The organism is Mycolicibacterium palauense (assembly GCF_002592005.1).
Lineage (GTDB): Bacteria > Actinomycetota > Actinomycetes > Mycobacteriales > Mycobacteriaceae > Mycobacterium > Mycobacterium palauense.
Genome location: NZ_NVQF01000043.1, coordinates 34,302 through 45,919 on the forward strand (window position 1 = coordinate 34,302; position 11,618 = coordinate 45,919).

An 11,618-nucleotide genomic window follows, 5' to 3' on the forward strand; every position below is an offset into this window, starting at 1 on the left:
AGGGTCTTCGCAGCCTTGGCAGACCGGGCAGGTGGCAGCGGGACGAGCACCTTTGGCATGATCGCCCGGGGAAGGGCAGGACGGGGAAGAGGCAGGCATGGCAGCCGACAAGGCGACCGCGGGACTGACATCGGCGATGATGGCCGTGCCGGACCCGCATCCCGATGTGTTCGACCGGAACTGGCCGCTACGGGTCGGCGACATCGACCGCACCGGCAGACTCCGGTTCGACGCGGCTTGCCGGCACATCCAGGACATCGGCCAGGACCATCTGCGTGAACTGGGTTTCGAGGAGACCCATCCGCTCTGGATCGTGCGACGCACCGTGATCGACCTGATCCGTCCGATCGAGTTCCAGGACATGCTGCGGTTGCGCCGCTGGTGTTCGGGCACGTCGAACCGCTGGTGCCAGATGCGGGTGCGCATCGACGGGCGCAAGGGCGGGCTGATGGAATCGGAGGCGTTCTGGATCAACATCAGCCGCGAGACCCAGGGGCCGGCGCGCATCTCCGACGACTTCCTGGAGGGGCTGCAACGCACCACCGACGTGGACCGGTTGCGGTGGAAGGCCTATTTGAAGGCCGGCAGCCGCGACGACGCCCAGGAGATCCGGGAGTATCCGGTCCGGGTGTCGGATATCGACCTGTTCGACCACATGAACAACGCCGTCTACTGGACCGTCATCGAGGACTTCCTCTTCACGAATCCGCATCTGCTGGCCGGCCCCGTGCGGGTGGCCATCGAGCACGACGCCGCCGTGGCGCTGGGTGACAAGCTGGAGCTGCTGACCCACGTCTACCCGCCCGGCTCGACCGACAGGTTCGGGCCGGACCTCGTCGACCGCACTGTTACAACGCTCACATATGCCGTCGGCGACGAGACGAAAGCCATCGCGGCGATCTTCCCGCTTTAACAGTACGGTTGTCCGTTATTTGTCGGCGCTGACCTGCGCCAACGACGTTACTTGCCGGTAGCTTCTGAAACGGTTCAGCTCTTCGTAACCTTCGCAACATTTGCAAATTCACGCGGTGATGTTGCCAAAATTGGCAAGTGAAACGGGTGGACCTGCGTATATGGCCGATGGCAAGCTGTTGTTAACACACCAGTGAAGTTGCTTCGGCGTTAACAAACCGGTGATCCCGGCGACGCCTGAAGCGCTTGCAAGTTACCGAGTTCTCGTCATTCTCATCCGTGGAGGAGCACGTCCACATGTCCACCGTTGGCACCCCGAAATCCCCCGAACAGATCCAGCACGACTGGGACCACAACCCCCGCTGGAAGGGCATCACCCGTACCTACACCCCGCAGGACGTCGTCGCGCTGCAGGGCCACGTCGTCGAGGAGGCCACCCTGGCCCGCCGCGGCGCCGAGGTTCTCTGGGAGCAGCTGCACGAGATGGACTTCGTCAACGCGCTCGGCGCGCTGACCGGCAACATGGCGGTCCAGCAGGTCCGCGCCGGGCTGAAGGCCATCTACCTGTCGGGCTGGCAGGTCGCCGGTGATGCGAACCTGTCCGGCCACACCTACCCCGACCAGAGCCTGTACCCGGCAAACTCGGTGCCGCAGGTGGTGCGTCGCATCAACAACGCACTGCTGCGCGCCGACGAGATCGCCAAGGTCGAGGGTGACCGCTCGGTGGAGAACTGGCTGGCCCCGATCGTCGCCGACGGCGAGGCCGGCTTCGGCGGCGCGCTGAACGTCTACGAGCTGCAGAAGGCGATGATCGCCGCCGGTGTCGCCGGTTCGCACTGGGAGGACCAGCTGGCCTCGGAGAAGAAGTGCGGTCACCTCGGTGGCAAGGTGCTCATCCCCACCCAGCAGCACATCCGCACGCTGACCTCGGCGCGGCTGGCGGCCGACGTGGCCGACGTCCCGACCGTGGTGATCGCGCGCACCGATGCCGAGGCCGCGACGCTGATCACCTCCGATGTCGACGAGCGCGACCGCCCGTTCATCACCGGCGAGCGCACCGCCGAGGGCTTCTACCGGATCAAGAACGGCCTGGAGCCCTGCATCGCCCGCGCCAAGGCCTACGCGCCGTACTCCGACCTGATCTGGATGGAGACCGGCACCCCGGACCTGGAGCTGGCCAAGAAGTTCGCCGAGGGCGTCAAGAGCGAGTTCCCCGACCAGATGCTGGCCTACAACTGCTCGCCGTCGTTCAACTGGCGCAAGCACCTCGACGACGACACCATCGCGAAGTTCCAGAAGGAACTCGGCGCGATGGGCTTCAAGTTCCAGTTCATCACGCTGGCCGGCTTCCACGCCCTGAACTACTCGATGTTCGACCTGGCCTACGGCTACGCCCGCAACCAGATGAGCGCCTACGTGGAGCTGCAGGAACGCGAGTTCGCCGCCGAGGAGCGCGGCTACACCGCCACCAAGCACCAGCGTGAGGTGGGTGCCGGCTACTTCGACCGGATCGCCACCACCGTCGACCCGACCAGCTCGACCACCGCGCTGACCGGCTCGACCGAAGAGGGCCAGTTCCACTGAGCCTGCGGTCACCCGGCCACTGAGCCGAGTCGACAGCGACCGAGTTGATAGCGTCAGGCCCCGTCCGCACGCCGCGGGCGGGGCCTGACCGCTGTGAGGAGATCCAGGTGAGCATCCAGGTGAGTATTGAGCGGGTCGGCGTCGTCGGCGCCGGGCAGATGGGCGCCGGCATCGCCGAGGTCTGCGCCAAGGCCGGTGCCCAGGTGCTGGTCTACGAGCCGACCGAGGAGCTGATCACCGCGGGCCGCGCGCGCATCACCGGGTCGCTGGACCGCGCCGCGGCGAAGGGCAAGCTCTCCGAATCCGATCGCGACGCGGCCGCCGCGCGTCTGACCTTCACCACCGACATGGCCGACCTGGCCGACCGTCAGCTGGTGATCGAGGCGATCATCGAGGACGAGACGGTCAAGACGACGGTCTTCGCCGAGCTGGACCGGATCGTCTCCGATCCCGACGCCGTCCTGGCCTCCAACACCTCGAGCATCCCGATCATGAAGATCGCCGCCGCCACACAGAATCCGAGCCGGGTGCTGGGCCTGCACTTCTTCAACCCGGTTCCGGTGCTGCCGCTCGTCGAGCTGGTCAGCACGCTCGTGACCAGCGAGGACGCCGCCGCGCGGGTCGAGGCGTTCGCCTCGGAGGCGCTCGGCAAGCAGGTGGTGCGCTGTGCGGACCGTTCCGGTTTCGTGGTCAACGCCCTGCTGGTGCCCTACCTGCTGTCGGCGATGCGGATGGCCGAGGCCGGGATCGCCGAGGTCGAGGACATCGACACCGCGGTCGTGGCGGGGTTGTCGCACCCCATGGGGCCGCTGCGGCTGTCCGACCTGATCGGGCTGGACACCCTCAAGCTCATCGCCGACAAGATGTTCGACGAGTTCAAGGAACCGCTCTACGCGCCGCCGCCGTTGCTGCAGCGGATGGTCGAGGCGGGCCTGCTCGGAAAGAAAGCCGGTCGCGGCTTCTACACCTACCAGTGACCACCTACTGGGGATCTGACCCGAAAACCTGGTGAAAAGCTGGGGGCCGACTTATTGGAGGGACCGCCATTGGCATTGCGGGATTCGGTTAGCTAGCCTCTCCTGCGATGGAACGATAGGTTCCGGTCGGGTCGCAACGTGACTACCTGGCTCGCCCTGAGAGGTGTCTTCCTCCTCGGGCGGGGCGTAGGTTCCGATCTGTAGTACTCAAAATAGGCAAGGGGTTGTGTACGCATGTCCGGTGCGGAAACCGAATTGGAACCGTTCTACGAGGAATCGCAGTCGATCTACGACGTCTCCGATGAGTTCTTCGCGCTGTTCCTGGACTCGACGATGGGCTACACGTGCGCGTACTTCGAGCGCGACGACATGACCCTGGAGGAAGCGCAGCTGGCGAAGTTCGACCTCGCCCTGGGCAAGCTGAACCTGGAACCCGGGATGACGCTGCTCGACGTCGGCTGCGGCTGGGGCGGTGCCCTCAAGCGCGCCGTGGAGAAATACGACGTCAACGTCATCGGCATCACGCTCAGCCGTAACCAGAGCGAGTACACCCGCCGGCTGATGGCCGGGATCGACACCTCGCGCACCGTCGAGGTGCGCATGCAGGGCTGGGAGGAGTTCACCGACAAGGTCGACCGGATCGTCAGCATCGGCGCGTTCGAGGCCTTCAAGGCCGAGCGCTACCCGCTGTTCTTCGAGCGGGCCTACGACATCCTGCCCGACGACGGCCGCATGCTGCTGCACACCATCCTGGCGCACACGCAGAAGTTCTTCCGCGAGAACGGCATCAAGCTGACCATCAGCGACCTGAAGTTCATGCGGTTCATCGGGCAGGAGATCTTCCCCGGCGGCCAGCTGCCCGCGGTCGAGGACATCGAGACCCTGGCCGCGAACTCCGGGTTCACCCTCGAGCGCGTCCACCTGTTGCGGCCGCACTACGCACGCACCCTGGATATGTGGGCCGAGAACCTGGAGAAGCGCCGCGACGAGGCGATCGCGATGCAGTCCGAGGCGGTCTACGACAAGTACATGCACTACTTGACCGGCTGCGCCGACTTCTTCCAGCGCGGCATCACCAACGTCGGACAGTTCACCCTGGTCAAGTAGGACGGCCACGCGGTCTTAATGGGCGTGACTCACGCCGGTCCGCATTGGCGTGACTCACGCCGGTCCGCATTGGCGTGACTCACGCCGGTCCGCATTGGCGTGACTCACGCCGGTCCGCATTGGCGTGACTCACGCCTCGGCCAGCCGTTTCCGCTCCGCCTCGATATCGAATTTGGCCGGCGGCCAGGACATGTTCAGCGACTTGAGCGCCTCGATCAGCAGCTCGGTGATGGCCAGCCTGCTGTACCACTTCTTGTCGCAGGGCACGATGTACCAGGGCGCGTAACTGGTGGACGTCTTGTCCAGCATCGCCTGGTAGGCCCGCTGGTAGGCGGGCCAGAACTCGCGCTCGGTGATATCGCCCGGATTGAATTTCCAGTACTTGTCCGGACGTTCCAGTCGCTCGGCCAGCCGCTCCTTCTGCTCCTTGAGGGACAGGAACATCGCCACCTTGACGATCGTGGTGCCGGCCTCGACCAGCTCGCGCTCGAACTCGTTGATCTCGTTGTAGCGCGCCCCCCACACCTCGGGCGGGACCAGATTGTGTACCCGCACCACCAGCACGTCCTCGTAGTGCGAGCGGTCGAACACACCGATCTTTCCCGGCCCGGGCAGGGCCCTGCGGACCCGCCACAGGTAGTGATGCTTGCGTTCCTGCTCGGTGGGCACACCGAAGCTGGTGTAGCGGATGCCCTGGGGATTGGCCGCGCCGACGACGTGTTTGACGATGCCGCCCTTGCCCGCGGTGTCCATGCCCTGCAGGACCAGCAGCACCGAGCGGGTGTCGCCCTCACGGCTGTTGGCGTAGAGCATCTCCTGCAGCCCGGCGAGGCGTTCGTTGCGTTCGGCCTGCAGCACCGGGGCGTGCTCCTTGTCACCCTTGAACCCCGGGGTGGCGTCGTAGTCGATGTCCAACACCGACTGCCCGGGCCGGAACTGCAGGACGGTGTGCGGCTCGTGGGACCACAGCGACGGGAGATCGGACATACCCGGGAGCCTAGTGCGGCCCGGTGGTCAGTCCCCGCTCATCGGGGGCGGAAGGATCGGAGAGGGATGGGCCTGCCCGTTGAACCGCTCCAGCGACCCGCCCACCTCGACGATGCCGCACAACGCGCTCCACGACAGCATGGTCAGGTAGTCGGTCAACTCCTCGGCGGACATCCGGCGATGCGACATCCACGAGTGGGTGGCCAGCTGGACACCACCGACGATCATGTAGGCCCACGGCTCGACGCCCTTGGTGTCCATGCCGACCTCCTGCATGCGCCGGCGGAACATCACGGCCAGCATCCCGGCGATGATCCGTTCGCTGTCGGCGATCACCTTGCTTTTGCTGGCCGAGCTGTTGGCGAAGACGAACGGATAGATCTCGGGTTCGGCGGCGACGGTGTCGACGTACACCCGGATGATCTCGCGGGCCAGGTGGTAACCGTCGAGATTCGACGACAGCGCCGCGGCCATGTTGGGAATGAGCGTCGTCTGAGCGAATCGCATCATCACTGCCGTGGTGAGATCGTTCTTGTCGATGAAGTAGCGATACAACACCGTCTTGGACACGCCGATTTCGGCCGCGATCTCGTCCATGCTGACGTCACGGCCGCGGGTCCGGATGGCCTCCAGGGTTCCGTCGACCAACTCGTTTCGCCGCTCCACCTTGTGCTGGTGCCAACGACGTTTGCGTCCGTCCACCTTGACGGCCCCGGGCTTGGATTGAGGTGCCACTGTCTCGCGTCCTATTTCGCTAGTTACACGTAATAATACGGGCTTCGTGGCGCCGCGCCGGGGATGGAGTCACAGTAACTGGCGGCGCGTGCGGGGCACCCTTCGCGTGGTGATAGCGGATGATGGTGAAGTGGCACTTCGACAGAACTCGCGGGTTTCGCCAGCGGGCTCGGACCTGCCTTCGTTGCTGGCGGGCGCGGCGATGACGCGGGGGTCCTTCGCGGAGTCGTTCGCGGGCGCGGACCCCGAGGCCGACGCGGTCCGGCGCCGCTCGCTGCGGCGCATGAAGGTGGTGGCCCTGAGCTTCCTGCTCGGCGCCACGGTGATCTTCCTCGTCTGCACGTGGGCGCAGAAGACCGGCGCGCCGGCCTGGGTGGGGTACGTCCGGGCCTCGGCCGAGGCCGGCATGGTGGGCGCGCTCGCCGACTGGTTCGCCGTCACCGCGCTGTTCAAGCACCCGCTGGGGGTGCCGATCCCGCACACCGCGATCATCAAACGCAAGAAGGATCAGCTCGGTGAGGGGCTGGGCACGTTCGTGCGGGAGAACTTCCTGGCGCCACCGGTGGTGGCCACCAAGCTCAACGACGCCCAGATCTCGGCCCGGCTGGGCCACTGGCTGGCCGAGCGCGCGCACGCCGACCGCGTGGCCAGCGAGACCGCCACGGTGCTGCGGGTGCTGGTGGCCCTGCTCAACGACGACGACATTCAGCAGCTCATCGACCGGATGATCGTGCGTCGGGTCGCCGAACCCCAGTGGGGGCCACCGGTCGGCAGGGTGCTGGCGACGCTGCTGGCCGAGAACCGGCAGGAGGCATTGATCCAACTGCTGTGCGATCGGGCCTTCGAATGGTCGCTGAACGCCGGCGAGACGATCGAGCGGGTGGTGACCCGGGATTCGCCGAGCTGGTCCCCGCGGTTCGTCGACCAGCTGGTGGGCGACCGGATCCACCGCGAGCTGATGGATTTCACCGACAAGGTGCGGCGCAACCCCAACCACGAACTGCGGCAGTCCGCGACGCGGTTCCTGTTCGAGTTCGCCGACGACCTGCAGAACGATTCCGCGACGATCGCCAAGGCCGAGGCCGTCAAGGAGCAGCTGATGGCCCGCGACGAGGTGACGAGGGCTGCCGAGACGGCGTGGACGACCCTCAAGCGGTTGGTCCTGGATGGGGTCGACGACCCCTCCAGCGCGTTGCGTACCCGGGTCGCCGACTCGGTGATGCGCATCGGCAAGTCGCTGCGCGACGACCCCGACCTGCGGGCCAAGGTGGACGCCTGGATCGTGCGGGGGGCCCAGCATCTGGTGGCCCAGTACGGGGTGGAGATCACCGCGATCATCACCGAGACGATCGAGCGCTGGGACGCCGACGAGGCCAGCCGGCGTATCGAACTGCACGTCGGCCGCGACCTGCAGTTCATCCGGATCAACGGCACCGTGGTGGGTGCACTGGCCGGCCTGATTATCTATTCAGTGGCGCAAATATTATTCTGACCTGCGCTAACAAGTGCTTGCAAAAGTTAGCACTCGGGCGTACGGTGGATTTTGTCACCCGACGACACCATGTTGGTGATCCGCGTTGGTTGCCAGGTTGGTTATCCAATCCGCCGAAGGGGGAAACCCATGCAGCAGGACGAGAATCTTGCCGCCGTGGTGACCCATGCCGCGTCCGATATCGGAGACTTCATCAAGACGCAGCGTGAGGCGGCGCAGGTGTCGATCCGGCAGCTGGCCGAGAAGGCGGGGGTGAGCAACCCGTACCTGAGTCAGATCGAACGCGGGTTGCGCAAACCGTCCGCCGAGGTGCTCAACCAGATCGCCAAGGCGCTACGGGTGTCGGCCGAGGTGCTCTACGTCCAGGCGGGGATCCTCGAACCTGGGGAGGGCAACGAGGTCCGTGACGCCATCGTCTCCGACATGGCGATCACCGAGCGGCAGAAGCAGGTGTTGCTCGACATCTACACCTCGTTCATCCAACAGAACGAGGCCACGCTGGCCCTGGAGGGCGAGCTGGGCGCAGAAGTCGGGCATGTGGTCGAGCATGAAGTCGGGCATACCGACGTGCTCGGGGGCATGAACGACGGCCTGCACGAAGACCCGAACGACCCAGAGCCGAAGGAGTCGAACGACTGATTTGATGTCCGATCTCCGCCCCTGAGGGCTCACCACGAAAAAACGTTAACCATCTGTGTGAAAGGAACCACCATGGCCGAGAACACCAACCCGACCATCGAAGACCTGAAGGCCCCGCTGCTGGCCGCCGTGGGCGCCGCCGATCTGGCGCTGGCCACCGTCAACGAGATCGTGGCCACCCTGCGCGAACGGGCCGAGGACGCCCGCGCCGATGCCAGTGCCCGCGCCGAGGAGCGGCGCAGCGCCCTGAACACCCGCGTCGACGACGCCCGCGACCGCCTGACCAAGCTGCAGGAGGACCTGCCCAAGCAGTTCGGCGAGCTGCAGGACAAGCTGACCGCCGACGAGCTGCGCAAGGTCGCCGAGGAATACGCCGACGCGGCGCAGAGCACCTACAGCAAGCTGGTCGAGCGCGGTGAGGCCGCGATCGAGCGGCTGCGCAGCCAGCCGGCGCTCGGCGACGCCGCCGACCGGGCCGAGGGTTACGTCGAGCAGGCCGTCGAGCTGACCCAGGATGCGCTGGGCAACGTCGCGAGCCAGACCCGCGCCGTCGGCGAGCGCGCCGCCAAGCTGGTCGGCGTCGATCTGCCGGGCCGCGTCGACGAGGCCGTGCTCGAGGCCGACGAGGCCGTCGAGGACGCCGGCAAGCGGGCCGAGGGCGCCATCAAGAAGGCTCCGGCCAAGAAGGCCCCCGCCAAGAAGGCTCCGGCCAAGAAGGCTCCGGCCAAGAAGGCCCCGGCCAAGAAGGTCACCCAGAAGTAGGTCGACTGGCAGGTGGTAGCCGGTGCCAACCGCCGGCTACTAAACCTGTCCAACAATTTGCCACTGAGGGTTCGGCATCGAGAGTTCGACATCGAGAGTTCGACATCGAGAGTTCGACATCGAGAGTTCGACACCGAGAATTCGACATCGAGAGTTCGACACCGAGAATTCGACACTGACAATGTCGCCCGCATAGGCTGGTGGGGTGTTCCTTGCCGGTCTAGCGGGCGACATCGTTTTCCTGCTTTCGATTGCCGCGCTGATCCTCGGCGTCTACTCCTTCGTGCATGCCGCCATGCAGCGTCCCGACGCCTACACCGCCGTCGACAAGCTGACCAAGCCGGTGTGGCTGCTGATCCTGGGTGTGGCCACCCTGCTGGCCATGGTGCTCGGGATCACCGGGATCGCCATCTGTGCCGTCGCCTCGGGCGTCTACCTCGTCGATGTCCGGCCCAAACTGCTGGAAGTGCAAGGAAAGTCACGCTGACCGGATGCGACCGTCGATGATGTCCAGAACGGTGCCGGCGGTCGTCTCGGCCACCTCGGCGCTGTTGTGCGCGGCCACCCTGATGGCCCCCGCCGCCGGCGCCGACGACGAATTCGCACCCCCGTTCATCGACCACACGCAATGGGCCAAGTGGGGTGACCTGTCGAGTCTGCGGGTGTATCCGACGCCCACGGGACGGGAGGCCGCCGGCACCTTCGGTACCGGAAGCCTCGGTGACGAGGCATGGACCGAGGTGCTCGCGATGGCCCCCGAGGCCGACCTGCCCGGCATGCGCGACCAGTTCAAGTGCCACTGGTACCTCGCCGAGTTCGGTGCGCCCGGCAAGACCAGCTGGAACCTCGAGCCCTGGCGGCCGGTGGTCGACATCGGCGCCATGCTGGAGGCGGGCTGCAACCCCGGCGGCTCCGAAGAACCCTTCTGATGGCGGCCGAATGGACCCGTGCCCGCGTCGCCGCCCTGGTCGACCACACCCTGCTCAAACCCGAGGCGACCGCGGCTGATATCGCCGCGCTCGTCGACGAGGCCCTCGACCTCGGTGTCTACGCCGTCTGCGTATCGCCGCCGATGGTGTCCACCGCGGCACCGCTGTGCGGTCCGGGACTCGCCCTGGCCGCCGTGGCCGGTTTCCCGTCCGGCAAGCACCTCTCGTCGGTCAAGGCGCGGGAGGCGGCGCTGGCCGCCGAGGCGGGCGCCGGCGAGATCGACATGGTGATCGACATCGGTGCCGCGCTGGACCGCCAGTTCTCCTCGGTGCACTTCGACATCGCCGCCGTGCGGTCGGCGGTTCCCGGTGCGGTGCTCAAGGTGATCGTGGAGTCGGCGGCGCTGCTGAGCCTGGGCGACGCCGACACGCTGGTGACCGTGTGCCGCGCGGCCGCCGACGCCGGCGCCGACTTCGTCAAGACCTCGACCGGCTTCCACCCCGCCGGGGGAGCCTCGGTGCCTGCCGTGGCGGCGATGGCCGAGACGGTGGGGGACAGGCTGGGGGTCAAGGCCAGCGGCGGTATCCGCACCGCCGCCGACGCGGTCGCCCTGCTCGACGCCGGCGCCACCCGGTTGGGGTTGTCGGGAACCCGCGCCGTGCTCGACGGGCTGCCCTGACCCCGACGCTGCCCGGCGTCAGGCGATCCCGGCGAAGCAGGGATCGTCCTGCGCGGCCGGCATGGTGGCGTTCTGGGTGGAGAACTGGCTGGTCACCCCGGTGTCGGTCACCGAGACACTGTCGGCCTTGATGCCCATCGGGTAGTTCTTGGTCAGCTGTGAGGTGAAGGCGTCCAGCGCGGGCTGCACGGTTTCCCGCGGCAGCGTGAAGCCCAGTCCGGTGACCTTCAGCACCTGCAGCGACAGGCCCCCGTCGACGACCTCGGGTTTGGCGATCACGCTGCCGAGCGCCCCGTCGAGTTCGATGGTGCCGTCGGCGGGGTTGGTCTGCACAGCCGAGACGATCCCGCCGAAGAGCGGGATGGCGTCCTGGACGGTCTGCTTGATGCCCTCGTTGCTCCAGTTGATGGTGGCGACCAGCGAGCCGATGGTGCCCGCGGAGTTCCCGGTGTCGTTGAGCCGCACGTCGCGGATGTCCAGGTCCACCTTCATGCCCTTGGCTTCGCGGATCTGGTTGCCCGCCGTCTCCACCGAGATGTTGGTGTAGTGACCGTTCATGTGCTGCCACAGAAACGGCGGCAGCGGCGCGAACGAGACGCTGGCGTTGTCCTGCACGACGCAGCTGACGACCTTGGCGACCACCGTGTCCGCGCGGTTGCGGGCGTAGAGCTCGCCGGCGAGCAGGCCGGCGAACACCAGGGCCACGACGATGACGACGATCAGGACGATCGACAGCGGATCCTTGAGGAACGTGCGCAGGCGGCTCTGCTTGCGGGGCATCTCGGGGGCGCTCCTGCGGGGTACGGCTGCGGTG

The 11,618-nt window shown here is 66.6% G+C and carries 13 protein-coding genes; 10 read left to right on the forward strand and 3 right to left on the reverse strand.

What is annotated here, in order from left to right; genetic code table 11:
- The first annotated feature begins 97 nt into the window (after positions 1 to 97).
- The 4 genes from CSR00_RS17415 (at position 98) to CSR00_RS17430 (ending at position 4,580) form a co-directional block, all read left to right on the forward strand.
- On the forward strand, positions 98 to 913 hold the full coding sequence (locus CSR00_RS17415; RefSeq protein WP_099023680.1) for an acyl-ACP thioesterase domain-containing protein: 816 nt from the start codon (positions 98 to 100) through the stop codon (positions 911 to 913).
- A gap of 296 nt (positions 914 to 1,209) precedes the next feature.
- Entirely contained in the window at positions 1,210 to 2,496 is a 1,287-nt protein-coding gene (aceA, locus tag CSR00_RS17420) for an isocitrate lyase (protein ID WP_099023681.1), read from the forward strand.
- 119 nt (positions 2,497 to 2,615) lie between these two features.
- Positions 2,616 to 3,473, forward strand: coding sequence for a 3-hydroxybutyryl-CoA dehydrogenase (locus CSR00_RS17425; protein ID WP_407662466.1), 858 nt, complete (start codon positions 2,616 to 2,618; stop codon positions 3,471 to 3,473).
- A gap of 234 nt (positions 3,474 to 3,707) precedes the next feature.
- Positions 3,708 to 4,580 (forward strand): cyclopropane mycolic acid synthase family methyltransferase, encoded by an 873-nt coding sequence (locus tag CSR00_RS17430; protein ID WP_099023682.1) that lies wholly within the window; start codon positions 3,708 to 3,710, stop codon positions 4,578 to 4,580.
- Between the two features lie 129 nt (positions 4,581 to 4,709).
- On the opposite strand, the gene CSR00_RS17435 is transcribed toward CSR00_RS17430, so the two are convergent.
- The gene (locus CSR00_RS17435) at positions 4,710 to 5,567 is read right to left on the reverse strand and encodes a polyphosphate kinase 2 family protein (RefSeq protein WP_099023683.1); all 858 of its coding nucleotides are present in this window, start codon (positions 5,565 to 5,567) and stop codon (positions 4,710 to 4,712) included.
- Between the two features lie 27 nt (positions 5,568 to 5,594).
- Positions 5,595 to 6,302 carry a TetR/AcrR family transcriptional regulator gene (locus CSR00_RS17440; protein WP_099023684.1) on the reverse strand — a complete coding sequence of 236 codons (708 nt, stop codon included), beginning with the start codon at positions 6,300 to 6,302 and terminating at the stop codon, positions 5,595 to 5,597.
- Between the two features lie 202 nt (positions 6,303 to 6,504).
- On the opposite strand from CSR00_RS17440, the gene CSR00_RS17445 reads away from it, so the two are divergent.
- The 6 genes from CSR00_RS17445 (at position 6,505) to deoC (ending at position 10,804) form a co-directional block, all read left to right on the forward strand.
- Positions 6,505 to 7,794: a DUF445 domain-containing protein gene (locus CSR00_RS17445; RefSeq protein WP_099023685.1), complete on the forward strand. Its 1,290-nt coding sequence runs from the start codon at positions 6,505 to 6,507 to the stop codon at positions 7,792 to 7,794.
- Positions 7,795 to 7,923: 129 nt separating this feature from the next.
- Positions 7,924 to 8,433 (forward strand): helix-turn-helix domain-containing protein, encoded by a 510-nt coding sequence (locus CSR00_RS17450; RefSeq protein ID WP_099023686.1) that lies wholly within the window; start codon positions 7,924 to 7,926, stop codon positions 8,431 to 8,433.
- Between the two features lie 72 nt (positions 8,434 to 8,505).
- Positions 8,506 to 9,195, forward strand: a complete 690-nt coding sequence (locus CSR00_RS17455; protein WP_099023687.1) for a heparin-binding hemagglutinin — start codon at positions 8,506 to 8,508, stop codon at positions 9,193 to 9,195.
- Between the two features lie 205 nt (positions 9,196 to 9,400).
- On the forward strand, positions 9,401 to 9,682 hold the full coding sequence (locus CSR00_RS17460) for a DUF2516 family protein (protein ID WP_099023688.1): 282 nt from the start codon (positions 9,401 to 9,403) through the stop codon (positions 9,680 to 9,682).
- Between the two features lie 4 nt (positions 9,683 to 9,686).
- Entirely contained in the window at positions 9,687 to 10,124 is a 438-nt protein-coding gene (locus CSR00_RS17465) for a DUF2599 domain-containing protein (RefSeq protein ID WP_407662465.1), read from the forward strand.
- Positions 10,124 to 10,804: a deoxyribose-phosphate aldolase gene (gene deoC, locus CSR00_RS17470; RefSeq protein WP_099023689.1), complete on the forward strand. Its 681-nt coding sequence runs from the start codon at positions 10,124 to 10,126 to the stop codon at positions 10,802 to 10,804. Before CSR00_RS17465 ends, deoC begins: the two co-directional genes overlap by 1 nt.
- A gap of 18 nt (positions 10,805 to 10,822) precedes the next feature.
- Here the strand turns inward: deoC and CSR00_RS17475 are convergent, their stop codons facing one another.
- Positions 10,823 to 11,584 (reverse strand): LmeA family phospholipid-binding protein, encoded by a 762-nt coding sequence (locus CSR00_RS17475; protein WP_099023690.1) that lies wholly within the window; start codon positions 11,582 to 11,584, stop codon positions 10,823 to 10,825.
- Positions 11,585 to 11,618 lie beyond the last annotated feature (34 nt).